The sequence below is a fragment of the Actinospineispora eucalypti genome, from assembly GCF_039543365.1.
Classification (GTDB): Bacteria; Actinomycetota; Actinomycetes; order Mycobacteriales; family Pseudonocardiaceae; genus Pseudonocardia; species Pseudonocardia eucalypti.
The window spans coordinates 1-23408 of record NZ_BAABJP010000044.1 but is presented as its reverse complement, the minus strand read 5'-3'; the positions used below and the strand labels follow the sequence as shown (position 1 = coordinate 23408).

Here is a 23408-nt window from a genome sequence, read left to right as displayed (position 1 = left end):
CAAGAACCTGTGACGCACGATGTGATAACTAGCCGATCGGCGGCTAGTTCGAACACGGAGCGTGTCAATTACGAGGTCAGGGAACGGTTGCGAAGATCCCTAAACCATCCATATCGGTGATAGATGTTACGTCTCGGAGACCGTGGTTACCCAACGCCCGGGCGACGGGCGCGGTGATTCGGTCACCCGAGCCCGCAGCCCACCTCCATCACCCGGTCCGCCGGCCCCGGCGCCACCACGCGCAGCGCCCAGACGATCCGGCCAGGCGGGCCGGCGGGCACCGGCTCAGCCGCCGGTTTCGGCCAGGTAGGCCCGCTTGAGCTCGCCCTTGACTAGCTTGCCGGTCGGGGTGCGGGGCAGGTCGTTCACGAAACGGACCGCGCGCGGCGCCTTGAACCGGGCGATCCGGGACCGGACGAACTCGATGATCTCCCGTTCCAGCTCGGGACCGGGCTGGGCGCCGGGGGCGGGTTGCACGAAGGCCAGCACCGACTCGCCCATCTCCGGGTCCGGGACACCGATCACCGCGACGTCGATGATCGCCGGGTGCAGCGCCAGCGCGTTCTCGATCTCCTGCGGGTAGATGTTGACCCCGCCGGAGATGATGGTGAACGCCTTGCGGTCGGTGAGGAACAGGAAGCCGTCCTCGTCGAGGCGGCCGATGTCGCCCAGGGTCGTCCAGGTCGGGTGCTCGGGGTGCTGCGAGGACCGGGTCTTCTCCGGGTCGTTGTGGTACGTGAACGGCACGATCTCCCGCTCGAAGTACACCGTGCCGATCTCCCCGACGGGCAGCTCGTTGCCGTCGTCGTCGCAGATGTGCAGCACGCCGAGGGCGGCCTTGCCGACCGAACCCGGCTTGGCCAGCCACTGCTCGGTGTTGATGATCGTGAGGCCGTTGCCCTCGGTGCCGCCGTAGTACTCGACCAGGATCGGGCCGAACCAGTCGAGCATCTTCCGCTTGACCTCGACAGGGCAGGGCGCGGCGGCGTGGATGGCCAGCTTCAGCGAGGACACGTCGTGGCGGGTGCGCACGTCTTCGTCCAGCTTGAGCATCCGCACGAACATGGTCGGCACGAACTGCGCGGCGGTCACCCGGTATTTCTCGATCGTGGCGAGCAGCTGCTCCGGGTCGAACTTCTTGGTCATCACCACCGTGCCGCCCAGCCGCTGCACCGCGCCGCACCAGCCCAGCGGGGCCGCGTGGTAGATCGGCGCCGGGGACCCGTACACCACGTCCTCGGTCAGGCCGAAGCCGTTGGCCAGCACCAGGCTGAGCATGTCCGGCTCGTCGACCTGGCGGTCCGGCAGCGGCGGGCGCACGCCCTTGGGCCGGCCGGTGGTGCCCGAGGAGTACATCATCGCCGCACCGCACGGCTCCTCGCCCAGCGGCTCGGCGGAGGCGCCGCACAGCGCCTGGGCGTAGTCGTCGTAGCCGGCCACCTCGCCGCCGTAGGCCAGCCGCAGCCGCAGCCCCGGAACCAGCCCGGCCACCTCCTCGGCCAGCTCCCGCTTGCTCTCCGAGACGACCAGCGCGCTGGCCCCGGAGTCGTTCACGATGTAGGCCACCTCCTCCGCCGTGAGGTGGTGGTTCACCGGGGTGAAGTACAGCCCGGAACGCATCGCCGCCCAGAGGACCTCGAAGAACCGCAGGTCGTTCGGGCTGAGCACGGCCACACCGTCGCCCTTGCGCAGCCCCGCCCCGGCGAACACCCGGGCCAGCCGGATGGAGCGGTCGTCCAGCTCGCCGTAGCTGAGCTGGTCACCGGTGTCCACCAGCAGCGCGGCAAGCTTGTCCGGGTTCTTGGCGGCGTGGGTTCCTGGGAACATGGGGAAACTCTAATCGGAATTAAAGCCTTCGGCGCTCCAACGCCGGTAGACCTCGGCCGCGGCCCGGGAGAAGCCGTCCGGCAGGCCCAGCGAGGCCATCGTCTCCGCCGCCTCGTCCATCTCGCCGGCCCACCGCCAGGCCCTGGTGCTCGCGCGGGCGGAGATCTGCGCCAGCTGGGCCGTCAGGTCCACGCCGTGGTGGGCCAGCTCGCCGTACAGGGCCTCGGTCACCCCGGCCTTCTCGGCCGCCTCGGCGAGCAGCAGCCACACGGCCGGCAGGGCCTTGCTCTGCAGCGCGAAACAGGCCTTCAGCACGCTGGCCGCGCCCAGGTCGGCGCCGAGCACCCGCGCCTCGAACGGGGAACCGGCGAACAGCGCCCCCACCGTCTTGGCCGCCACTCCGGACAGCCAGAGCACCGTGGTGCCCGGTTCCCAGGCCGGCGGGCCGATCACCGCGCCGTCCACCACCCGGTCCGGCCCGAGCAGCGTGGCGATCCGGTGCACGGTGTCCGGGGCGACCGCGTTGGCCTCCAGGTAGAACGGCCGCTTGGCCTGGCCCTCCAGTGCGGCGGCCACCTGCTCGGCCACCTCGAGGGCGGCGTGCGGCGGGCAGATCGACACGATCAGGTCACACCGGCGGGCCAGCGCGGCGACGTCCGGCACGGCGACCAGGTCGGCCAGCTCGGCGCGCTTGGAGGTGGACTGCGAACGGCCCTCGGCGGCCCAGATCACCGCGCCGGCGCGCGGTTTCACCGCCGACCCGACGGCCGCTCCCATCGCGCCGGGATGCAAGACGCCGACCACCGGTCGATCATCGAACCCTGTCATGACCTCATCATCCTCCACCCAGGGCGCATCTGAGAACTCGCGGACGCGCTCCGCGGCCTCGGGTGCCGGATGGGACAGTTGAGACGGCGGGCCGACGGCGCCGGGCGGCCGCCCGCGCCGAGCGCGCGCTGAGTCCGGTTCCGATCAAGGAATGAGCGGACTGAGCCAGCACTCGACGAACATCGGCGATCACACTGCGCCGTCCAAGCTGGGGACCGGCCGCCCCAGGTCTCCGCATCCGCCTGGGAACTCGCGGTCGGCGGGGGTGAATACTGCCCGTTCTTGCGAGCGGCGGCACGGGCCGTCCATAGTTCGTCCGGCCGTCGTGACCAGGCCTTGTGGCGGAGGGACTCCTGTGGTGCTGGTGGTGCTGGTGAGCGGGGCACCGGCGAGCGGGAAGTCCACCCTGGGCGCGGCGCTGGCCCGGCGGTTGGGCGCGGCGCTGCTGGACCAGGACGTGATCACCGGGCCGCTCACCGAGGTCGTCGCCGGGCTGGTGGGCACCGACGACCTGGACGACCCGGCGCTGCGCGACCGCACCCGGGCCGCCCGCTACGAGTCGGTGCTGGCCACGGCGGTGGCCAACCTGGGGGTCGGGCGGCCGGTGGTCGCGGTGGGCCCGTTCACCCGTGAACGGTCCGACCCCGCCGCCTGGGCCGCCACCCGCGACCGGCTGCGCGCCGCCGGGGGGCGCCCGGCGCTGGTGTGGCTGCGGGTGGAGCCGGACGAGCTGCTGCGCCGCATGCGGGCCCGGGGAGCCGGCCGGGACCGGGGCAAGCTGGCCGACCCGGCCCGCCTGGCCGTGGCGGCCGAACCACCCCGGGTGGAGCACATCGAGCTGGACGGGACTAGGCCGACCGAGTGGCTGGCGGACCGGCTCGCCGCCCGTTTGGCGGCCGGCGGTGCCCGTGTCGGGAACGGTCCATGGCCCACCCCTTGACAACGGGCCTGACGTGCGGAGAGACTCCCCGCACCCGTCCGTGACATCGTTTACCTTCCTCGATGGTGACAACGATGTCAGGGCTGTGACCACTGGGAGCGTTGATGCTCATCGCCACGCCGAACCTCTGCCTGGACCGCACCGAGCGGCTGGCCGAGCTGGTCCCCGGCGCGGTGGCCCGGGCGCGCGAGGTCACCGTGACGGCCGGCGGCAAGGGGGTCAACGTGGCGCGGGTGGCCCGCGCCTACCGGCGGCCGGCCATCCTGGTCGGGCTCACCGCCGAGCACGACCGGGAGCGGCTGCTCGCGCTGCTCGCCGAGGAGGGCGCCGACGTGGTCGGCGTCCCGGCGCCCGGCCACGCCCGGATGGCCGTCATCATGCTGGAGGACTCCGGCCGGACCACGGTGCTGAACGAGCCGGGCAGCACGCTGGACGGCCCGAGCTGGGCCCGCTACCGGGACGCGGTGTCCCGGCGGCTGGCCGACGCGGGCGGGCTGCTGGTGTGTTCGGGCAGCCTGCCGCCCGGTGCGCCGGTGGGCGGGTACGCGGAGCTGGTCGAGCTGGCCCGGGTGGCCGGCGTGGCGACGGTGGTGGACAGCGCGCCCGGGCCGCTGCGGGCCAGCCTGGCCGGCCGCCCCGACCTGGTCACCCCCAACCTGGAGGAGGCCGAGGCCGCGCTGGGCGACGGCAACGGCGAGGTGCTGGTAGGCGTCGAGGACGAGGTGGCAGCCAGGGCCGCCGAGGCCGCCCGGCGGCTGTGCGAGCTGGGCGCCGGGCGGGCGGCGGTCACGGCCGGCGTGGCCGGCGTGGCGTTCCACGCCGAGGGCGTCACCGACTGGGTGCCGGCGCCGAAGGTCGACGTGGTCAGCGCGGTGGGCGCCGGCGACTCGTTCGTGGCCGGGCTGGCCCTGGCGCTGGCCGATTCCGGCACCGTCGAGCGCTCGGCCTGGCTGGCCGCCGTGCTGCGCGGGGTGGCCACGGCCAGCGCCTCCTGCGAGGTCCTGCTGGCCGGCGGGGTGGACCCGGAGCGGGTGGCCGAGCTGCTCACCGGTTTGACGTCCGGGGCCGTGACGTGAGCCCGAGGGTACGGCTGCGGGACGTGGCGGCGGCCGCCGCCACCAGCCCGAAGACCGTGTCGCGGGTGATCAACGGCGACCCCCGGGTGTCCGAGGCGACCAGGGACCGGGTGCGGCGCGCGGTGCTGGATCTGGGCTACCAGCCGGACCCGCTGGCCCGTTCGCTGCGCCGGGGCACCGACGACACCATCGGCGTGGTGGTGGACTCGGTGGCCGACCCGTTCTTCGCCAGCGTGGCCGGGCAGATCGAGCGGATCGCCCTGCCCAAGGGGATCACCGTGATGATCGCCAGCACCAACCGCGACCAGGAGCACGAGCGGGAGGTGCTGGAGCGGATGGCCCAGCGCCGGGTGGCCGGCCTGATCGTCGCGCCGATCTCTGGCGACCACGCCCACCTGGCCGGGCTGAGCTGCCCGGTGGTCTTCGTGGACCGCCGGGCCACCGGCATGGAGGCCGACTCGGTGGTGGTCGACGACCACGGCGGGGCGCACGCCGCCGTGCGGCACCTGGTCGACCACGGGCACCGGCGGATCGCGTTCGTCGGGCACGAGCCGGAGCTGGACACGCTGCGCCGCCGGCTGGCCGGCTACCGGGCCGCGCTGCACGAGGCCGGCATCACCGAGGAGTTCCTGGTGGCCAGCAGCCCGGACCGGGACGAGATCGTGCACGCCACGGCCGACCTGCTGGCGTCGCGGCGGCCGCCGACCGCGATCTTCTCCCCGTCCACCCGCAGCTCCATGCGGGTGTTGCCGGTGCTGCACCGGCTGGGCCGGCTGGACGTCGGCTTCGTGGCCTTCGGCGACCTGCCGCTGGCCGACTCGCTGACCCCCGGGGTGACCGTCATCGACCATGCGCCGGAGGTGGTCGGCCGGCTGGCCGCCGCGCGCCTGATGGACCGCATCGCCGGCCGCCCGCTGCCCACCGAGGTGATCACCGCGCCGCTGCGGCTGATCCCCCGCGGCTCCGGCGAGGTGCCCGCGTGACCGGCGTGCTGGTGGGGGTGGACCTCGGCACCACGGAGACGAAGGCGCTGGTCATCACGCCCGACGGCGCCCAGGTCGGCTTCGCCGGCCGGCCGACCAGCTGGACCACCCGGGTGGAGACCACGGCGGACGCGCTGCTCGGCGACCTGCTCGGCGCGGTGGCGGACGCGCTGGACGCCGCGCGCGACCGGCTGGGTGCCCGGGTGCGCGCGCTCGGCCTGGGCATCGCGGGGTTCGCGGAGAGCGGCGTGCTGCTGGGCCCTTCCGGCGCCCCGGTGAGCCCGGTGATCGCCTGGTTCGACCAGCGCGGCCGGGCCGAGCTGGCCGCCCTGGACCCGGAGCTGCGCGCCGAGTTCCCCCGCCGCACCGGCCTGCCCGTGCTGCCCCAGTGGACGATCGGCAAGCTGCTCTGGCTGCGCGGCACCGGCGTGCGCATGAAGCCGGGCAGCCGGTGGCTGAACGTGCCGGAGTACCTGGCGCACGCGCTGGGCGCCGACCAGGTCACCGAGCCGTCGCTGGCCTCCCGGACCGGGCTGCTGGACCAGGCCGGCGGCCGGCCGTGGCCGGCCGCCCTGCGCCTGCTCGACGCCCCTTCAGACCTGCTGCCGCCCCTGCTGCCCGCCGGCCACTCCGCCGGCCGGGTCGGCGCGGAAGGTGTGCCGGAGGGGCTGCGCGGCGCGGTGGTGACCGTGGTCGGGCACGACCACCCGGTGGCCGCGTTCGGCGTCGGCGCGGTGGGCCCGCACGACCTGCTCAACTCCTGCGGCACCGCCGAGGTGGTGCTGCGCGCGGTGCCCGGCGAGCTGACCGACGACCAGCGCGAGGCGCTGGTGTCCCGGGGCATCGAGGCCGGCCGGCACGTCATCGCCGGGCGATCGGTGCTGATCGGCGGGCTGCGCGGCGGCCTGGTGATGCGCCGGGTACTGGCGCTGCTCGGCGCCGACGACCCGGCCGGGCGCGCCCGGCTGGACGACGCGTGGCGTCCGGTCACCCCTTCCGGGGTCACGCTCACCGGCGCCCGGCCGGGCGACGAGGCGGTCCACGTGCGGCTCGACGGATACGCCCCCGGCGGAGCCGGGGGCACGGGTCGGGCGCCCGGTTCGACACCCGGCGGAGACACCGGCCCGGACGCGCTGTGGGCGGCCGCGCTGGCCCACACCGGCGAGGTCACCGGCGAGCTGCTGGACGGCATGGCGTCGGTGGTCGGCGCGCCGAGGGCGGCCGTCGCGGTGGGCGGCTGGACCCGGATGCGCAGCGTCCGGGAGACCAAACGGCGGCTGCTGCCCGGCGTGCGTTTCACCGAGCTGGCCGAACCGGGCGCGTTCGGCGCCGCGCTGTGCGCCGGTTGGGCGGCCGCCGGCTCCCCCGGCGAGCTGCTCGACTTCGCCGAACCACTCCGCACCAACGCTCTGACCCTGACCCCCGAGCAGCGCGGGAACGCGCTGGCCGAGCGCGCGCCCAGTTCGGCGCGCGCGGGAGAACAAGGAGGCAACCGTTGACCACTGAATCCGCCACCACCGGCCTGGACCGCATCGCCGGGCCGGACGGAGTGTTCGCCATCGTGGCCATGGACCAGCGCAACACGTTGCGCCGGATGTTCGCCGCCGTCGAACGCGAGGCCACCGAGGAAGCCCTGGGAGCGGTGAAGGCGGACGTCATCCGCGCGCTCTCCCCCGCCGCCAGCGCGGTGCTGCTGGACCCGGACATCGGGGTGCCGGCCGTGCGCGGGGCCGGCGCACTGGCCGGCGGGACCGGCCTGCTGATCGCCGCCGAGCCGTCCTCGCGGGGCAACCACAACGGCGAGCCGAGGGCGTTCCGGCTGCCCGAGCGGGACGCCGCCTGGGTGCGCGACCTGGGCGGGCACGCGGTGAAGTTCCTGGTGCAGCTGCGCCCGGACCGGCCGAAGGTGGCCGGCGAGCCGGACCTGGTGGCCGAGGTGCTCGAGGTCGTCGAGAGGGTGGTCGAGGACTGCCGCAAGGTCGGGCTGCCATCGGTGGTGGAGAACGTGGTCTACCAGCTGCCCGGCGAGGACGAGCTCACCCCGGCCGCCAAGGAGGACGCGATCGTGGAGTCCGCCCGGCTGCTGGACGGGATCGGCCCGGACCTGCTGAAGCTGGAGTACCCGGGGTCACCCGCCGGCTGCCGGCGGATCGCCGAGGCGGTGCGGCGGCCATGGGCGGTGCTGTCGGCCGGCGTGCCGTTCGAGGAGTTCTCCCGGGTGCTCCGGGTGAGCTGCGACGAGGGCGGCGCGGCCGGGTTCATCGCCGGCCGGGCGCTGTGGAAGGAGGCGGTCGGGCTGGACGGACCGGCCAGGGCCGAGTTCCTGGACGGCACCGCGCGGCGGCGGCTGGACGACTGCCTGGCGGCGGTTTCCGGCCGGGCCACGCCGTGGACCAAGGCACGTTAGGCCGCGATCTCAAAACGGAGAGGGGGCGGCAATGAAGCTGCTCGAGGCGCGCGGCCTGGTCCGCGAGTACGGGCACGTGCGGGCGCTGGCCGGGGCGGACTTCGACGTGGACGCCGGCGAGGTGGTCGCGCTGATCGGGGACAACGGGGCGGGCAAGAGCACCGTGGTGAAGCTGCTCTCCGGCAGCGAGTCCCCGGACGGCGGGGAGATCTTCTTCGAGGGGAACCGGGTGCGCTTCGGCTCGCCCACCGACGCCCGCGAGCTGGGTATCGAGACGGTGTTCCAGGACCTGGCGTTGGCGCCGCACCTGGATCCGGTGCGGAACATGTACCTGGGCCGGGAGATCATGCGGCCCGGGCTGCTCGGCCGGCTGGGCTTCATGGACAACGCGGCCATGCGGGACGGCAGCCGCAAGGCGTTCGACGACCTCGGCGCGACGGTGCTCGACCTGGCCGGGCCGATCGGCTCGATGTCCGGCGGGCAGCGGCAGGGCGTCGCGGTGGCCCGCGCCGCCGCGTGGGCCAGCAAGGTGATCTTCCTGGACGAGCCGACCGCCGCGCTGGGCGTGGTGCAGACCCGCAACGTGCTGGACCTGATCCGCCGGGTGCGGGACAACGGCATCGGCGTGGTTTTCATCAGCCACTCCATGCCGCACGTGCTGGAGGTCTCCGACCGGGTGCACGTGATGCGCCGGGGCAGCAGGGTGGCCAGCTACCGGGCCGCCGACACCACCATGGAGGAGCTGGTCGGCGCGATGACCGGGGCCCTGGACGGCAGCAACGGAGCCGAGAAGTGAAGGCCCGGTGGGCTCGCCTGGCCCGGCTGCAGGCGCTGCAGATCGTGCTGATCCTGTTGTTCATCGTGATCGTGTTCAGCGTGCTGGCCCCGCAGGCGTTCCTGTCCGGGTTCAACATGCGCGGCATCGTGGTGAACACCTCCATCCTGGCCGTGCTGGGCGTCGGCATGACGTTCGTGATCGTCACCGGCGGCATCGACCTGTCGGTGGGCAGCGTGCTGGTGCTCTCCGGCGTGCTCGCGGCCAAGTCCATGGCGGCGGCCGGCGGGCAGGGCTGGGGGGTTGCACTGCTGGGCGCGGTGGTGGCCTGCCTGACCGGGCTGGCCTGCGGGCTGGTGAACGGGGTGCTGGTGGCCAGGGCCAAGGTGCCACCGCTGATCGTCACCCTGGGCACCCTGGGCGCCGCGCTGGGCATCGCGCAGATCATCACCGGCGGCCTGGACCTGCGGGACGCCCCCGAGGTGCTGGTGGACACGATCGGCTTCGGCAACCTGGTCGGCCAGGTGCCCAACCTGTCGGTGATCGCGCTGCTCGTGGTGGCCCTAGGCATCGTGCTGCTGCACCACACCCGGTTCGGCCTGTACACGTTCGCCATCGGGTCCAACCCGGAGGCGGGCCGCCGGGTCGGGGTGAAGGTGGACCGGCACCTGATCAAGGTGTACGCGCTGGCCGGGCTGCTCGCCGGCTTCGCCGGCATCCTCAACCTGTCGTTCTTCCAGTCCACCACGATCGCCGGGCAGAGCAACACCAACCTGAACGTGATCGCCGGCGTGGTGATCGGCGGCACCAGCCTGTTCGGCGGGGTGGGTTCGGTGTTCGGCACGGTGGTCGGGCTGTTCATCCCGTCCACGCTGCAGAACGGGTTCGTCATCCTCGGCGTACAGCCGTTCTGGCAACAGGTGGTGGTCGGCGCGGTGCTGATCGCCGCCGTCTACGTGGACCAGGCGCGGCGGGCCGCCGCGCAGCGAGGCACCTCGACCCGCACCTCTCTTTTGACCCAGTTGGGACTCAGGAAGGAAAGTTCATGATCCGGCACAAGACAGTGTTGTCAGCCGTTGCCGTGCTCGCGCTCGGTTTCACCGCCGCCTGCGGGTCCGGCGGCTCCGGCGGGGGTAGCGGCGGGGCCGGGGCGCACCGGCTGGCCTTTGTGCAGGGGGTGGCCGGCGACGCGTTCTACATCACCATGGACTGCGCCGCGCAGTCCGCCGCCAAGGCCGCCGGCGCGACGCTGACCACCCAGGGCGGGCAGAAGTTCGACCCGACCATGCAGACCCCGGTGCTGCAGTCGGTGGTCTCGTCGCGGCCCGAGGCCATCCTGATCGCCCCGACCGACGTCTCCGCCATGCAGAAACCGATCGAACAGGCCACCCAGCAGGGCATCAAGGTGGTCCTGGTGGACACCACGCTGCGCGACCCGTCCGTCGCCGCGTCGGCCATCGCCTCGGACAACGAGGGCGGCGGGAAGGCGGCGTTCGACGCGATCAAGCAGCTGGCCCCGAACGGCGGCAAGGTGCTGGTGGTCAGCGTGCAGCCCGGGGTGAGCACCACCGACGCCCGGGCCAAGGGCTTCCAGGACGCGGTCAAGGCCGACCCCCGCTACACCGACCTGGGCGTGCAGTACTCGATGAACGAGCCGCAGAAGGCCGCGCAGATCGTCACCGCCGCGCTGCAGAAGGACCCGGACATCGTCGGCGTGTTCGCCACCAACCTGTTCTCCGCCGAGGGCTCGGCCACCGGAGTGCGCCAGGCCGGCAAGCAGGACCAGGTCAAGATCGTCGGCTTCGACGCCGGCCCGGACCAGGTCAAGGCCCTGCGCGACGGCACGGTCCAGGCCCTGGTGGCCCAGCAACCCGGCAAAATCGGCGAGGAAGGCATCAAGCAGGCCCTGGCCGCCCTGAACAACCAGCCGGTCACCGCCAAGATCCAGACCGGCTTCACGATCGTGACAAGGGACAACGTGGACAAGCCCGAAGGCCAGTCCGCCCTCTACAAGTCCAGCTGCTGACCCCACCCCGCGAGTCGGCACTCTCAGCACCATGAGTTGGCACGTCTAGCACCACCCAGCGTGCTGAGAACGCCGACTCGCGGGGTGATCGTCGCTCCTGGTGGTTGAGCGTCGGAGATGAGGCTGTTGCCCAATGGTGCGGCTAGCCGTCGCTGGTACCCGCCGGGTGCACGGCGCCCGTGGTGGAGGTGATCGCTATCAGTGGCGGTCATGGCCACCCGCATGCGCAAGACGATCAGCTCATCGGCGAAACACGTTCCGGCGGCTCGCCGTCCCGGAGGGCTCGCTCGACGGCCTCCTGGGCTAGAGCGGAAAGCGGGAGTCCCGCTTCGAGTGCCTCGCGGTAGAGCTCGTCCGGCAGGTAGACCTCGACCTCAGGCATAGCGGCCAGTATGACCGACCGTGTTATAGCTTCAGTACAGCGAGGTGTTGTTGGGTGAGCAGGCGCAACGCGGTGGCGAAGGTGGCCGGGGGTAGGGCGCTGGTTTCGCGGAGGCGGGAGACCTCGACGGTACGTTGCGCGATCAGGGTTTCGATCATCGGGCGCATCGCGGCGGCGAAACGGAAGGTCTTGCCGGCCACGGTGAGCGCCACCTGGTTCGGGCCGGTCTCCAGCGTCGGCGGCAACAGGGCGGTGAGCTCCACGATCGCGTCGTCGGGCGGTTCGGCGCCGTCCACCGGCCAGGGCAGGTTGATCTCCGGGCGGCGTGGGAAGCGGCGGTCGCGGGTGGCCAGGTAGTCGTCCGGCGAGTGGTCCGCGATCACCTTGGCCAGGGTGCGGGCCAGCTCCTCGGCGTGGGTCGCGCGCGCTTCGGGGGTGCCGAACCGGGGCAGGTCCTTCCGGAAGGGTTCCTCGTCGTAGAGCCGTTCGACCAGCCAGTTCGCCCAGTCGATGCCGGTGCGGCGGGTGAACCCGAAGGTCAGGTGCATGCTCATCTCGCCGGTCCCCCGGACCGCGTGCCACCAGCCGCGCGGCACGTGGATCACGTCGCCCGGCCGCAGCTCGCCGCGCCACACCACGGTTTCCGGCGGCTCGTGGCCGTGGTCGTTGTCCACCTTCATCGGGTAGGGCCGCCCCGGGCCGTGCACCGTCCACCCCTTGCTGCCGGCCAGTTGCACAATCACCGTGTCGTGGTCGTCCCAGTGGGTAGCAAAACCCTGATGACTACCCCAGACCAGGTACAGGTTGACCTGCACCAGCTCACGGACCAGCCGCATCAGGTCGTCGGCGGCGGCCGCGATCGGCGGGTGGATCCGGTCGATCGAGTCCAGCACCAAGCTGGCCCCGTCGCGCAGCTCGGCGTACAGCGCGTCGGGCAGGAGCGCCTCGTCCCGGGTGTACCGGGCCACCGGCACCTGTGTGCCGTCCCGGAACAGCCGCAATCGGGGGGCGCTCAGCTGATGGGTGCTCAGGATGTGGTTCAACGCCGACCACGGCAGCAGGTCGGCCACCGCCTCGGCGCCCAGGCTGGCCCGGACGAAATCCTGGCCGAGCCGGTCGGTCACGAAGTCGGCCCCGACCTCGGTGACGAATCTCTCGGTGAACAGAGACGGCATGCGCTCGCTTCCTACGGTCCGCGAGCCCGCCTCGCCGGGGCCATCACGTGTCCCCGGCGAGACGGCCTCATCAGTTCACTTCACTGCTGCTCAGACGAAGTCCGAGCTACGGTCACCGCCGTCGTTGTCCCCGTTTGTCTCCCGGCGGGCAACGACCCGGTCCTCCTCGATACCGAGGAGCAGCGCGTCCTGGTCAGCCATGGTTCCACCTCCTTCCCAAGCCCCGACATCACCGAAACGGTCGATCACGAGAAGCCCGGAAACCAGGCCGTTATTAACCTGACCAGGTGGCCGGTGACCCCGTCAAGGGGACATTTGCCGCCCCCCGAGGATCTTCAGGATTAGTTAGGCTACCCTTATTCAGGTGAGTACGACCAAGTTGCCGCACTGCGCCGCGCTGGCCCGCCAGCTCGGCGAGCTGCCGATCGGCACCGCGTCCCGGATCGGCTCGGTGCTGCTCATTGAGCACGCCGGGACCTGGCCGGTTGACGTGCGCGAACGCGTTCTCACCGAGTGTTTCGGCCCCGGCGCGCCGGAGCGCATGGACCGCCTGCACGTGGGCCTCGGGCTGCGTGCGCTGATCATCCGCAAGCCCGGCCGGAACCGCGCGCCGGACCGTCCGACGGTCTACGTGGGCGGGTGCCGGCCAGGTCAGCGCTGGCTGGAGCGCTTCCAGATCGACTCGTACCGCGATCTTGCCGACCTGGACCCGGTGCGGATCGCCACCGGCACCGGCGGCTTCGGCGAGCCGGTCACCGGGCCGCTGCTGCTGGTCTGCACGCACGGCCGCAAGGACGCCTGCTGCGCGATGCTCGGCCGGCCGGTCGCCGACACGCTGGGCGCCCTGTACCCGGAGCAGACCTGGCAGTGCACGCACTTCGGCGGCGACCGGTGGGCCGGCAACCTGCTCGTCGCGCCGCACGGGTTCATGTACGGGCAGCTCACCCCGGCGACCGCGCTGCCGGTGGCCGAGCTGGCCGGGGCCGGGCGGATCAGCCTGGCCAACCTGCGCGGCCGGGTGGGCACCGACCCGTTCGCCCAGGTCGCCGAGATCGCCGTGCGCGAACGCACCGGCCTCACCGGGCTGGACGAGGTGCTCGCCCTCGGCCCCCGGGAGATCGGCGAGGACCGGGCCGAGGTGGAGGTCAACACCGTCCTCGGCGGCGCGTACCGGGTGCTCGTGCGCCGGTTCCCGCTGGGCGTGCAGGGGCACTCGGTCTGCTCCGGAGAGGCCCGGCCGCACCGGTTCGAGGTGCTCGACGTGCAGACCGCGCTGCCCGTCTGATCAAGGGGGGTCCAGCGCTGGTCCCGATCTTCGTCGACACGTATCGTCTAGCAGGCAATGAAGGCTTCCAGCACAGGGCAGCGGATCTCCCGCTCCGGCCCCACGGTCGGTGACTACCACCGGGGTTCCCGGCTGCGCACGACCCGCGCCGGAACCTGGTTCCCGGCGATCGACCCGGCGGGCGCGCCGGCCGGGTTACTGCTGGTCCACCCGGCGGTGGACCTCAAGGTGCTGCGCCCCACCATCGAGCGGCTGGCCGAGCTGAACCTGGTCGGGGTGCACCGGCCCCAGCCCGAGCTGGTGCAACAGGCCGGGCGCAACTGGCTGGTCACCGCCGAGCCCGCGCAGCCGACCCTGGACGACGTGCTCGACGAGGGCGAGCACCGGACGCCGGCCAACGCGGCCGCGCTGCTCTCCGACGTGGCCAGCGCGCTGGTCAACGTGCACCAGGCCGGGCTGGCGCACGGCCGGCTGGACGCCCGGTCGGTGCTGATCGGCCGGGGCGGCGCCGCACTGATCACCGACTGGGGCACCGACGAGGACGCCACGCCGAACGGCGACATCCGCGCCTGGACCCGGCTCACCGAGCTGCTCGCCGAGTTCTGGTGCGCCGACGTGGTCGCGGCGGCGCCGCTGGCCAGGGCGGCCAACGCGGCTCTCACGCAGGGCCTGCACGCCGCCATGGACCACCTCCGCGAGCTGCACGGCGAGGAGCGCCGCGACCTGCTCGCCCGGCTGGCCGAGGACCCGCCCGAACCCCGCCGCAAGCCCCGCCCCAAGGCCACCCCGGCCGCGCTCGCGCCCGGCGGACCGGCGGCACCGGCCGCGCCCTCGGACGTTCCCGCGCCCCCGGAACCGGCCGCGGCCGGGCGGCCGGTCCCCCCCACGCCGCCCGGCACCCCAGGCCCGACGGCACCGCCCGGCGCACCGGAACTCGCCGGTCCCGGCGGCTCGCCGGATCCGGCCGTGACTCCCGCCGCGCCCGCTTCGGCGCACACGCCCGCGCCACCGGCAACTCCGGCGGCATGGGCGGCCCCGCCGGCCGCGCCAACGCCGGCCGCGTGGGCCACGCCGCCGGCCGAGGGGACGCCGACACCCGGGTCGACACCAATCCCGGCCGAGGGGACATCGGCGCCCGGCTCGACACCCATCCCGCCCGGCTCGACACCCATTCCGGCCGACGGAACGTCGGCGACCGGGTCGGCACCAACCCCGGCCGAACCGACGGCGGCCGGGCCACCGACCGGGACCACCGCGCCGCAACCCGTGTCGGAATGGGCCCGCCCGGACCCGGAAGCAGCCGAGGCCAGCTCCGAGGCCGACCCGGGCGCACCGCCGGAGGCCGAGCCGGACCCGACCTCGACGCCCACCACCGAACCCGCCCGAAACACCGGCCGGGACGAGGGCGTCAAGGTCACGCCGGACATGCCGACGCTGGTGCCGCCCGGTCTGCTGGACCAGCCGCCGCCCAGGGAGACCCCGGCCCGGCGGACCGGGCCCGAGCCCGAGACCGCCGGCGAGACGGACACCGAGCCCGAGCCGCCCACCGAGGCGATCCCGGTGCTGCCCATCACGCCGCCCCGCCCGATGGCCAGCCCCCCGACCCGGCGGCCGTTGCCGCCACCCCCGCTCCCCCCCGGGCGCAACCCGAAGCGGGCGGCGTCCACCCGCAACCCCGAGTCGACGGTCCCCACCGGCAGCCCGTGGAACACCTGGGACACGTGGGACAAGGACAAACAACGCGCCACCGCCCCGCCCGAGCGCGCGACCACACCTCCGGAATCCGCGACCAAGCCGCGCGAGCCGTGGCTCGGGTCCCGCCGGTACGTGAAGACGCTGCGGGTACTGGTCGCCGTCGCCGTGGTGGCCACCCTGGCCGACCTGTACATGCTGCTCGGCCGGTCCGACGACGGGCCGTCCGAGCTGCAGATCACCTCGGTGGCGCTGCGCACCCGGTGGGCCGGGCCGAGCTGCACCCTGATCGGAGTGATCACCACCAACGGCAAGTCGGGCACCATCGCGTACGGCTGGACCGGGGACATCGGCGCCGGCACGGTGAACACGCAGAAGATTGCCGAGGGGCGCACCCAACTGGAGGTGGAGCGGCCCTGGGACCCGGCCAGCTCCCCGATCCCGGACCCGGTGATCACTCTGCAGGTCCTCCAGCCGGAGCAGCGGCACTCCTCGGCCAAACCCGCCGCCATTTGTCACCGCTGACGCGGGTGACCCGTGAGTGATTTGTGTGGCTGTAGCCACACAAATCACTCACGGGTCAGCGGGTCCGGACGGCATCCCCGGCGGTGCGCCCCAACCGCAGCGCACCGACCATCGCGGCCACGGTGACCAGCGAGAGCAGCAGGAACGCCACCCGGTAGGCGTCGCCGGGGACCAGTTCGCCGATCCGCAGGGCGACGGTGGCGGCGGCGACGCCCAGCCCGGTGGCCACCTGGGTGGCCGTCGCGGAGAGCGTGTTGGCCTGCCGCATGTGCGCGGGCGGGATGTCCGCGAAGGCGATGGTGGTGTACCCGGTCAGGCCCACCGAGCGGGCGACCCCGCTGGCCAGCACCACCGCCGCGATCACCGCGAGCGGAGTGGCCCCGGTGAGGAAGCCGCAACCGGCCACGGTGGCGGTCATCGCCGCCGTCGACCCGATCAGCAGCGCCCGCAGCCCGAAGCGGTTCAGCAGGTACGTGGTCGCCGGCTTGATCGCGATGTTGCCCACGAACACGAACAGCACGACCGCGCCCGAGCGCACCGGGCTCCACCCGAACGCGTCCTGGAACATCAGCGTGAGCAGGAACGGCACCGCGCCGACCACGATCCAGTACAGCGAGCCGCCGACCACCGACGCCCGCAGCGTGGCCACCCGCAGCGCGCGCAGGTCCAGCAGCGGGTGTTCGGTGCGCAGCAGGTGCCGGGCCGCCAGCCCGAGCAGGGCCAGCGAGCCCGCGCCGGTCGCCGCCACCGCCGGCCAGCCCCCGACCGACTCGGAGACCAGGTGCGCCGCATAGGTGAGCCCGCCCAGCCCGAGGCAGGTGAGGGCCACGCCGGCCCAGTCCAGCGGCGGAACCGCCGCGCCCGCCCGGTCGTCGCGGACCAGGCGCCAGGCCACCGCGAAGGCCAGTGCGCCCAGCGGAATGTTGATCAGGAACAACCAGTGCCAGCTCCAGTACGTGGTGATCACGCCGCCGAGCACCGGGGCGACCACCGGCGCGAGCAGTCCCGGCCAGACGATGTACGAGATCACCCGGGGAATGTCCGGTTTGGCCGTGCGGGCCAGCACCACCAGCCGCCCCACCGGCACCATGAGCGCCCCGCCCAGGCCCTGCAGCACCCGCAGCGCGACCAGTTCGGTGAGGTTGGTACTGGCCGCGCAGCCCACCGAGGCCAGGGTGAACAGCGCGATCGCGGTGAGGAAGACCCGCCGGGGGCCGAACCTGGCGGTCAGCCAGCCGCTCAGCGGGATGAACACGGCGAGGGTCAACAGGTAGGCGGTGATCACCAGCCCGACCGCCGTGGGCGCGACGCCGAGCGAGGCGCCGAGCGCCGGTGCGGCGGTGGTCACGATGGTGCCGTCCAGCATCTCCATGAAGAAGCACCCCGCGACGAGCAGCGCGGTGTTGCGTTGCCGGGCATCCAGCCCGGCGCGGGTATCGATTTCCACGTCACCCAGCCTGAACGACGGAATTGATGCGCACCAGTTCCGCTTTGTTCAGTGAGCATTGCGTACGGTGCAATAGTGCAGCTGCCGGACCTGAACCTCTTGCCCGCGCTCGACGCGCTGCTCCGCACCGAGAGCGTGTCCGAGGCCGCCGAGGCGATGCACGTGTCACCCTCGGCGATGAGCCGCACGTTGCGCCGGCTCCGCCGGGTGATGGGCGACCCGCTGCTGGTGCCCAGCGGCCGGGGGCTCGCCCTCACCCCGCGCGCACTGAGCCTGCGCGCAAGCGTCGAGGCCGCCACGGCCGGCGCGCTCGCCGCCCTGCAACCACCACAGCCGACCGACATCGCCAGCATCTCCCGGCGGTTCGTCATCCGCGCCAACGACGCGATGGCCGTCGTGCTGGGCGGCGCGCTCACCGCCCGGGCGGCCACGCAGGCGCCCGGCATCCGGTTGCGCATCGTCCCCGAGGGCGAGGAGCTGCCCACCGAGCTGCGCGACCGGGTGGACCTGGACGTCGGCGTGCAGCCCGAGCTGCCGCACGACGTGCGCAGCCAGCCGCTGTCCGAGCACCGCTACGCGGCGGTGGCCAGGGCGGACGCCCCGTTCGCCGGGGAACCCCTGACCGTCGAGCGGTTCGCCGCGCTGCCGCACCTCACCGTGTCCCGGCGTGGCCGGGAACGCAGCGTGGTCGACGAGCTGCTGGCCGAGCTGGGCCACCGGCGCACCGTGCTGGCCACCGTGCCAACGGCGAGCGCGGCGTGTTTCCTGGCCGGCGAGCTGGACGCGCTCGCCCTGGTCCCCGAGCCGTTCGCCCGGCGGGCAGCCCGGTCGATGCCCCTGGCCGTACTGGAGATCCCGCTGGACCTGCCCCCGAACCGCATCGAAATGGCCTGGCACCTGCGCTCAGACACCGACCCGGCCCACCGCTGGCTCCGAGCAACCCTGCTCGAACTCGCCCGCGCCCCCACCCCCCAAACCTGATTCAGTGCCTTCAGCACGGTGATTCAGTCAACACCGTTGACTGAATCAGGCTGCTGAAACCACTGAATCAGGCTGCTGAAGGCACTGAATCGGGAGGGGGTGGGGTTAGGGCAGGAGGGCACGGACTACGGCGTCGGCTAGGAGGCGGCCCTGGGGGGTCAAGACCGCTCGGCCGGCGGTGAGGGCGTCGGGGGCGAGCAGGCCGTCGGTGGCGGCGCGGGCGGCCGCCGCGCGAGCCGGGGCGTCCAGCATTTCCACCGGCAGGCCCTCGGCCAGGCGAAGGCGGAGCATCACCCGCTCCTGGTAGCGCTCGGGCTCGGTCAGCTCCTCGCGGCCGGCGGCGGGTGACGCGCCGGCGTCCAGCAGGGCCGCGTAGCGGGCCGGGTGCTTGACGTTCCACCAGCGCACGCCACCGACGTGGCTGTGCGCCCCGGGGCCGGCACCCCACCAGTCGCCGTCCCGCCAGTAACCCAGGTTGTGCCGGCAGCGGGTGTCCGGGGAGCGCGCCCAGTTGGACACCTCGTACCAGTCCAGGCCGGCGGCGCGGAGCGTGCCGTCGAGCAGCTCGTAGCGGTCGGCGGAGACGTCGTCGTCCGGGGCGGCCAGCTCGCCCCGGCGGATCTTCCGGGCCAGCGCGGTGCCGTCCTCCACGATCAGGGCGTACGCCGAGACGTGGTCCACCCCGGCGGCCAGCACCTCGTCCAGCGAGCGCCGCAGGTCGTCGTCGGTCTCACCGGGCGTTCCGTAGATCAGGTCCAGGCTGACCTGGTCGATCCCCGAGTCGCGCGCCTCACGGGCGGCGGCCAGCGGCCGGCCGGGGGTGTGCCGGCGGTCCAGCACGGCGAGCACGCCCGGTGCGGCCGACTGCATGCCCAGGGACACCCGGGTGTACCCGGCCGAGGCAATGCCGGCGAAGAACTCCGGCGAGGTGGACTCGGGGTTGGCCTCGGTGGTCACCTCGGCCCCCTCGGCCAGGCCGAACGTCCCCCGCACCGCCGCCAGCACGTCGGCCAACCCGGCGGCGCCGAGCAGCGACGGGGTGCCGCCGCCGACGAACACCGTGTCCGCGCGCGGCGGCCGGCCCAGCACCGAAGCCGCCAGCTCCAGCTCCGCGCGCAACGCGGCCAGCCACCCGTCCGGCGAGGCACCGGACCCGGCCAGCTCGGACGGCGTGTAGGTGTTGAAGTCGCAGTACCCGCAGCGCACCGCGCAGAACGGGACGTGCACGTACACGCCGAACGGCCGCTCGCCGAGCCCGCGCAGCGCGGACGCCGGCAGCTCGGCCGGTAGCGGCGGGGCGGGCGAGAGTTCCAGGGTCATCGCCGTCAATTGTGCCCGTGTGCCGTCAGCCGCCGCGCCGCCCGGCGCAGCATCGCCCGCACGATCACCGGATGGACCGGCCGGACCAGCGCGAAGTACGCCCGGCCCCGCGCGTTGTGCAGGGTCACCACGGTGCTCAGCACCACCCGGTCGGCCTCCCGCAGCACCGAGGCGCGGAAGTCCAGGTGCCGCTCGTCGGTGCCCAGCAGCACCTCACGCTCGCTCCGGGCCAGGGTGTCGAAGGAGGACGACCCGCCGCGCGCGATGCCCACCAGCCCGACCAGCGACTCGCGCAGCCCGAGCAGCGCGGCCACCCATTGGGGCGGGTCCCGGAACACCGCGTCCGCCCACGCCTGGGGGTCGGCCGGCTGGCCGGGCCGGCACTCCACGGCGTGCGCGTCCGACCAGTCCACCCTGGCCAGCGCCGAGGCCAGCAGCGGCGTATCCGGCACCGCGGTCTCGGCCGCGCGCGGGTGTTCGCTGTGCACCATCCCCGAACCCTCCATTCGGTACCGTACGGTAGCCCACCATACGGTACCGAATGGAAGCCGTCACGCCCGTTCCGATTAATTTGACAATTTCTATCAACTTAGACAGAAAAGGGACCGCGGTGAATTGATCTCGGTTTCCAAATGCCTGTGACAACCCTCCCAACATCACGGTCGTCGCTGGCAAACCGCCTCGTGCGATGGCACCATGACATGGTGTCCTGCGCGCTGAACATGCGACTCGTGGCCCGTCGCCACGTCGATTTCCAGCGCGTCTCCAGCGCGATGTGCCGTAGCGCCGCCTGACCCGCGCCGAATCCCACCACGAGTGATCCCGGCCGGGTAGCCGGCCGCCGCACGTCTGCGCCTCTCGCCAGACCAGGTCGCCGCGCATACCCGCCGCAACCTGGAGGACTGATCGCATGGCCCCGACGCAGACGGCCACCGCCACCCCTCGCCGTCCCGCCGCCCCGAAACGCAAGCGGGGCGAGGGCCAGTGGGCACTCGGCTACCGCGAGCCGCTGAACCCGAACGAGCGCAGCAAGCGCGACGACGACCCGCTCAACGTGCGGGCGCGCATCGAGAACATCTACGCGCACCGGGGTTTCGACTCGATCGACCCGGGTGACCTGCGCGGACGGTTCCGCTGGATGGGTCTCTACACCCAGCGCAAGCCGGGCATCGACGGCGGCCGCACCGGCTCGCTGGAGCCGGAGGAGCTGGACGACCGCTACTTCATGATGCGGGTGCGCATCGACTCCGGGGCGCTGACCACCGAGCAGCTGCGGGTGGTCGGCGAGGTGTCCCGGGACTACGCGCGCGACACCGCCGACATCACCGACCGGCAGAACGTGCAGTACCACTGGATCGAGGTCGAGGACGTACCCACGATCTGGCAGAAGCTGGAGGCGGTGGGCCTGACCACGCTGGAGGCCTGCGGCGACTGCCCCCGGGTGGTGCTCGGCTCGCCGGTGGCCGGCATCGCCGCCGACGAGATCGTCGACGGCACTTCGGCCATCCAGGAGATCACCGACCGCTACCTGGGCAGCAAAGAGTTCTCCAACCTGCCCCGCAAGTTCAAGTCGGCGATCTCCGGTTCGCCGATCCAGGACGTGGTGCACGAGATCAACGACATCGCGTTCATCGGCTCGGTGCACCCGGAGCACGGCCCCGGCTTCGACCTGTGGGTGGGCGGCGGGCTTTCCACCAACCCGAAGCTGGGCGTCCGGCTGGACGCCTGGGTGCCGCTGGACGAGGTGGCCGAGGTGTGGGCCGGGGTCACCGGGCTGTTCCGCGACTACGGCTACCGCCGGCTGCGGCACCGCGCGCGGATCAAGTTCCTGATCGCCGACTGGGGCGCGGAGCGCTTCCGCCAGGTGCTGGAGGACGAGTACCTCAAGCGCAAGCTGGTCGACGGCCCGGCGCCGCCCATCCCGGACGGCCCGCGCGACCACATCGGCGTGCACAAGCAGCGGGACGGGCTGAACTACGTCGGCTTCGCGCCCACCGTCGGCCGGGTCTCCGGCACCACGCTGATCAAGGTGGCGGACGCGGTGGAGCGGGCCGGCTCCCGCCGGGTGCGCACCACCGTGCAGCAGAACCTGCTGGTGCTGGACGTGCCGGACGACAAGCTGGGCTCGCTGCAGACCGAGCTGGCCGAACTGGGCCTGCACTCCACGCCGTCTCCGTGGCGGCGCAACACCATGGCCTGCACCGGCATCGAGTTCTGCAAGCTGGCCATCGTGGAGACCAAGCAGCGGGCGATCGACCTGGTCTCCGAGCTGGAACAACGGCTGGCAGACCTGTCCGTGGAGGCCGACCTGGACCAGCCGATCACCATCCACCTGAACGGCTGCCCCAACGCCTGCGCCCGCACCCAGACCGCCGACATCGGGCTGAAGGGCCAGATCGTCACCACCGCCGACGGCGACCAGGTGCCCGGTTTCCAGGTGCACCTGGGTGGCGGGCTGGGCCTGGACGCCGGGTTCGGCCGCAAGCTGCGCGGGTTGAAGGTCACCTCGTCCGAGCTGGGCGACTACGTGGACCGCGTGGTGCGCAACTACGTCAAGCAGCGGGACGCCGGCGAGCGGTTCGCCCAGTGGGTGGCCCGCGCCGACGAGGCTGATCTCGCATGAGCGAGAGAGCCGTGCCGTTCTACTGCCCGTACTGCGGCGACGAGGACCTGCGCCCGGTGGAAGAACCACACGGTGCGTGGCGTTGCGCCAGCTGCCTGCGGACCTTCGCGGTGAAGCTGATCGGAGTCGGAGTCCTGAAGGGGGCGACAACACAATGAGTGTGTCCGTCAAGGAGGACCTGCGCTCGCTGGCCGAGCGGGGCGCGGCCGAGCTCGGCCCGGACGCAGGAGCCGAGGAGCTCCTGGACTGGACGGCGGCCACCTTCGGCGACCGGTTCATCGTCGCGTCCAACATGCAGGACGCGGTGTTGGTCGAGCTGGCCGCACGGGCCAGGCCCGGGGTGGACGTGCTGTTCCTGGAGACCGGCTACCACTTCGCCGAGACCATCGGCACCCGGGACGCGGTGGAGACGGTCTACGACGTGCGGATCGTCAACGCCACCGCCGACCGGACGGTGGCCGAGCAGGACGCCGCCGAGGGCAAGGACCTGTTCGCCCGCGAGCCGGACCGCTGCTGCTTCCTGCGCAAGGTGGTCCCGCTGCAGCGCACCCTGGCCCGCTACGACGCCTGGGTGACCGGCGTGCGCCGCGTGGAGGCGCCGACCCGGGCGAACACCCCGCTGATCACCTACGACGAGAAGTTCGAGCTGGTCAAGATCAACCCGCTGGCCGCGTGGAGCGACGAGGACATGGACCGCTACATCGCCGACCACGGGATCCTGGTGAACCCGCTGGTCGACGCCGGATACCCGTCCATCGGCTGCGCGCCCTGCACCCGCAAGCCCCTGCCCGGTGAGGACAAGCGGGCCGGCCGGTGGGCCGGCCGGGCCAAGACCGAGTGCGGGTTGCACCAGTGAGTACCACGGCTCCGGCAGGAGCGCCCGGTACCCAACTGGCCGCCAAGAAGGTGGAACAATGACAGCGCCCGCGCTGACGGAGGTCCGGGCGTTCGATGCGCTGGACGCCCTGGAGTCCGAGGCCATTCACATCTTCCGCGAGGTGGCCGGCGAGTTCGACCGGCCGGTGATCCTGTTCTCCGGGGGCAAGGACTCCACCCTGCTGGTGCACCTGGCGGTGAAGGCGTTCGCGCCGGCGCCGGTGCCGTTCTCCCTGCTGC

At 72.9% G+C, this 23408-nt stretch carries 22 protein-coding genes and 1 pseudogene; 16 read left to right on the top strand and 7 right to left on the bottom strand.

Going from position 1 to position 23408, the window contains the following annotated elements; genetic code table 11:
- Positions 1-285 precede the first annotated feature (285 nt).
- Both ABEB12_RS33405 and ABEB12_RS33400 read right to left on the bottom strand, forming a co-directional pair.
- The gene (locus tag ABEB12_RS33405) at positions 286-1827 is read right to left on the bottom strand and encodes an AMP-binding protein (protein WP_185059981.1); all 1542 of its coding nucleotides are present in this window, start codon (positions 1825-1827) and stop codon (positions 286-288) included.
- A gap of 9 nt (positions 1828-1836) precedes the next feature.
- Positions 1837-2655: a DUF1932 domain-containing protein gene (locus ABEB12_RS33400; RefSeq protein ID WP_185059980.1), complete on the bottom strand. Its 819-nt coding sequence runs from the start codon at positions 2653-2655 to the stop codon at positions 1837-1839.
- A gap of 358 nt (positions 2656-3013) precedes the next feature.
- Between ABEB12_RS33400 and ABEB12_RS33395 the strand changes: the two genes are divergently transcribed.
- The 8 genes from ABEB12_RS33395 (at position 3014) to ABEB12_RS33360 (ending at position 10862) form a co-directional block, all read left to right on the top strand.
- Entirely contained in the window at positions 3014-3595 is a 582-nt protein-coding gene (locus ABEB12_RS33395; RefSeq protein ID WP_185059979.1) for an AAA family ATPase, read from the top strand.
- 104 nt (positions 3596-3699) lie between these two features.
- Complete coding sequence (locus tag ABEB12_RS33390) at positions 3700-4671, top strand: PfkB family carbohydrate kinase (RefSeq protein WP_185059978.1); 972 nt, start codon at positions 3700-3702, stop codon at positions 4669-4671.
- Positions 4668-5654: a substrate-binding domain-containing protein gene (locus ABEB12_RS33385; protein WP_185059977.1), complete on the top strand. Its 987-nt coding sequence runs from the start codon at positions 4668-4670 to the stop codon at positions 5652-5654. Before ABEB12_RS33390 ends, ABEB12_RS33385 begins: the two co-directional genes overlap by 4 nt.
- The gene (locus tag ABEB12_RS33380) at positions 5651-7153 is read left to right on the top strand and encodes an FGGY family carbohydrate kinase (RefSeq protein WP_185059976.1); all 1503 of its coding nucleotides are present in this window, start codon (positions 5651-5653) and stop codon (positions 7151-7153) included. The genes ABEB12_RS33385 and ABEB12_RS33380 overlap by 4 nt, the downstream gene beginning before the upstream one ends.
- Complete coding sequence (locus tag ABEB12_RS33375) at positions 7150-8061, top strand: tagatose-bisphosphate aldolase (protein ID WP_185059975.1); 912 nt, start codon at positions 7150-7152, stop codon at positions 8059-8061. The genes ABEB12_RS33380 and ABEB12_RS33375 overlap by 4 nt, the downstream gene beginning before the upstream one ends.
- A 31-nt stretch (positions 8062-8092) precedes the next feature.
- Positions 8093-8857: an ATP-binding cassette domain-containing protein gene (locus ABEB12_RS33370; RefSeq protein WP_185059974.1), complete on the top strand. Its 765-nt coding sequence runs from the start codon at positions 8093-8095 to the stop codon at positions 8855-8857.
- Entirely contained in the window at positions 8854-9885 is a 1032-nt protein-coding gene (locus tag ABEB12_RS33365) for an ABC transporter permease (RefSeq protein ID WP_345703362.1), read from the top strand. Before ABEB12_RS33370 ends, ABEB12_RS33365 begins: the two co-directional genes overlap by 4 nt.
- The gene (locus ABEB12_RS33360; protein WP_185059973.1) at positions 9882-10862 is read left to right on the top strand and encodes a substrate-binding domain-containing protein; all 981 of its coding nucleotides are present in this window, start codon (positions 9882-9884) and stop codon (positions 10860-10862) included. Before ABEB12_RS33365 ends, ABEB12_RS33360 begins: the two co-directional genes overlap by 4 nt.
- Positions 10863-11097: 235 nt before the next feature.
- On the opposite strand, the gene ABEB12_RS33355 is transcribed toward ABEB12_RS33360, so the two are convergent.
- Positions 11098-11244, bottom strand: a complete 147-nt coding sequence (locus ABEB12_RS33355) for a hypothetical protein (protein ID WP_185059972.1) — start codon at positions 11242-11244, stop codon at positions 11098-11100.
- A 23-nt stretch (positions 11245-11267) separates the two neighbouring features.
- Entirely contained in the window at positions 11268-12419 is a 1152-nt protein-coding gene (locus ABEB12_RS33350; protein WP_185059971.1) for a JmjC domain-containing protein, read from the bottom strand.
- 364 nt (positions 12420-12783) lie between these two features.
- Here ABEB12_RS33350 and ABEB12_RS33345 point away from each other — a divergent pair, with 364 nt between their 5' ends.
- Together ABEB12_RS33345 and ABEB12_RS33340 are read left to right on the top strand one after the other, a co-directional pair.
- Positions 12784-13704 (top strand): sucrase ferredoxin, encoded by a 921-nt coding sequence (locus ABEB12_RS33345; RefSeq protein ID WP_185059970.1) that lies wholly within the window; start codon positions 12784-12786, stop codon positions 13702-13704.
- Positions 13705-13761: 57 nt separating this feature from the next.
- Positions 13762-15921, top strand: a complete 2160-nt coding sequence (locus ABEB12_RS33340) for a BUD32 family EKC/KEOPS complex subunit (protein ID WP_185059969.1) — start codon at positions 13762-13764, stop codon at positions 15919-15921.
- Between the two features lie 55 nt (positions 15922-15976).
- Here the strand turns inward: ABEB12_RS33340 and ABEB12_RS33335 are convergent, their stop codons facing one another.
- A complete protein-coding gene (locus tag ABEB12_RS33335; RefSeq protein WP_345703361.1) occupies positions 15977-17368 on the bottom strand; it encodes an MFS transporter in 1392 nt (463 codons plus the stop codon).
- 75 nt (positions 17369-17443) lie between these two features.
- Between ABEB12_RS33335 and ABEB12_RS33330 the strand changes: the two genes are divergently transcribed.
- Complete coding sequence (locus ABEB12_RS33330) at positions 17444-18349, top strand: LysR substrate-binding domain-containing protein (protein ID WP_185059968.1); 906 nt, start codon at positions 17444-17446, stop codon at positions 18347-18349.
- A gap of 105 nt (positions 18350-18454) precedes the next feature.
- On the opposite strand, the gene hemW is transcribed toward ABEB12_RS33330, so the two are convergent.
- Both hemW and ABEB12_RS33320 read right to left on the bottom strand, forming a co-directional pair.
- The gene (gene hemW, locus ABEB12_RS33325; RefSeq protein ID WP_185059967.1) at positions 18455-19669 is read right to left on the bottom strand and encodes a radical SAM family heme chaperone HemW; all 1215 of its coding nucleotides are present in this window, start codon (positions 19667-19669) and stop codon (positions 18455-18457) included.
- 5 nt (positions 19670-19674) lie between these two features.
- Complete coding sequence (locus tag ABEB12_RS33320) at positions 19675-20160, bottom strand: DUF2867 domain-containing protein (RefSeq protein WP_221497614.1); 486 nt, start codon at positions 20158-20160, stop codon at positions 19675-19677.
- A 141-nt stretch (positions 20161-20301) separates the two neighbouring features.
- On the opposite strand from ABEB12_RS33320, the gene ABEB12_RS42285 reads away from it, so the two are divergent.
- From ABEB12_RS42285 to ABEB12_RS33300, 5 genes and pseudogenes are all read left to right on the top strand, one after another.
- Entirely contained in the window at positions 20302-20463 is a 162-nt protein-coding gene (locus ABEB12_RS42285) for a putative leader peptide (RefSeq protein WP_425572300.1), read from the top strand.
- A 116-nt stretch (positions 20464-20579) separates the two neighbouring features.
- Entirely contained in the window at positions 20580-22292 is a 1713-nt protein-coding gene (locus tag ABEB12_RS33315) for a nitrite/sulfite reductase (protein ID WP_185059965.1), read from the top strand.
- Positions 22289-22450 (top strand): Insertion element protein, encoded by a 162-nt coding sequence (locus tag ABEB12_RS33310; RefSeq protein WP_185059964.1) that lies wholly within the window; start codon positions 22289-22291, stop codon positions 22448-22450. Before ABEB12_RS33315 ends, ABEB12_RS33310 begins: the two co-directional genes overlap by 4 nt.
- Positions 22447-23148, top strand: coding sequence for a phosphoadenylyl-sulfate reductase (locus tag ABEB12_RS33305; protein WP_185059963.1), 702 nt, complete (start codon positions 22447-22449; stop codon positions 23146-23148). The genes ABEB12_RS33310 and ABEB12_RS33305 overlap by 4 nt, the downstream gene beginning before the upstream one ends.
- A gap of 58 nt (positions 23149-23206) precedes the next feature.
- Positions 23207-23408: pseudogene (locus tag ABEB12_RS33300) on the top strand (sulfate adenylyltransferase subunit CysD); the annotation flags it as partial.

Bases quoted from the DNA above. Each gene is read 5' to 3' on its own strand.
- hemW (WP_185059967.1), bottom strand. From the start codon at position 19,669: ATGACCCTGGAACTCTCGCCCGCCCCGCCGCTACCGGCCGAGCTGCCG.
- ABEB12_RS33405 (WP_185059981.1), bottom strand. From the start codon at position 1,827: ATGTTCCCAGGAACCCACGCCGCCAAGAACCCGGACAAGCTTGCCGCG.
- ABEB12_RS33350 (WP_185059971.1), bottom strand. From the start codon at position 12,419: ATGCCGTCTCTGTTCACCGAGAGATTCGTCACCGAGGTCGGGGCCGAC.
- ABEB12_RS33355 (WP_185059972.1), bottom strand. From the start codon at position 11,244: ATGCCTGAGGTCGAGGTCTACCTGCCGGACGAGCTCTACCGCGAGGCA.
- ABEB12_RS33360 (WP_185059973.1), top strand. From the start codon at position 9,882: ATGATCCGGCACAAGACAGTGTTGTCAGCCGTTGCCGTGCTCGCGCTC.
- ABEB12_RS33400 (WP_185059980.1), bottom strand. From the start codon at position 2,655: ATGACAGGGTTCGATGATCGACCGGTGGTCGGCGTCTTGCATCCCGGC.
- ABEB12_RS33320 (WP_221497614.1), bottom strand. From the start codon at position 20,160: ATGGTGCACAGCGAACACCCGCGCGCGGCCGAGACCGCGGTGCCGGAT.
- ABEB12_RS33315 (WP_185059965.1), top strand. From the start codon at position 20,580: ATGGCCCCGACGCAGACGGCCACCGCCACCCCTCGCCGTCCCGCCGCC.
- ABEB12_RS33305 (WP_185059963.1), top strand. From the start codon at position 22,447: ATGAGTGTGTCCGTCAAGGAGGACCTGCGCTCGCTGGCCGAGCGGGGC.
- ABEB12_RS33340 (WP_185059969.1), top strand. From the start codon at position 13,762: ATGAAGGCTTCCAGCACAGGGCAGCGGATCTCCCGCTCCGGCCCCACG.
- ABEB12_RS33370 (WP_185059974.1), top strand. From the start codon at position 8,093: ATGAAGCTGCTCGAGGCGCGCGGCCTGGTCCGCGAGTACGGGCACGTG.
- ABEB12_RS33310 (WP_185059964.1), top strand. From the start codon at position 22,289: ATGAGCGAGAGAGCCGTGCCGTTCTACTGCCCGTACTGCGGCGACGAG.
- ABEB12_RS42285 (WP_425572300.1), top strand. From the start codon at position 20,302: ATGCCTGTGACAACCCTCCCAACATCACGGTCGTCGCTGGCAAACCGC.
- ABEB12_RS33390 (WP_185059978.1), top strand. From the start codon at position 3,700: ATGCTCATCGCCACGCCGAACCTCTGCCTGGACCGCACCGAGCGGCTG.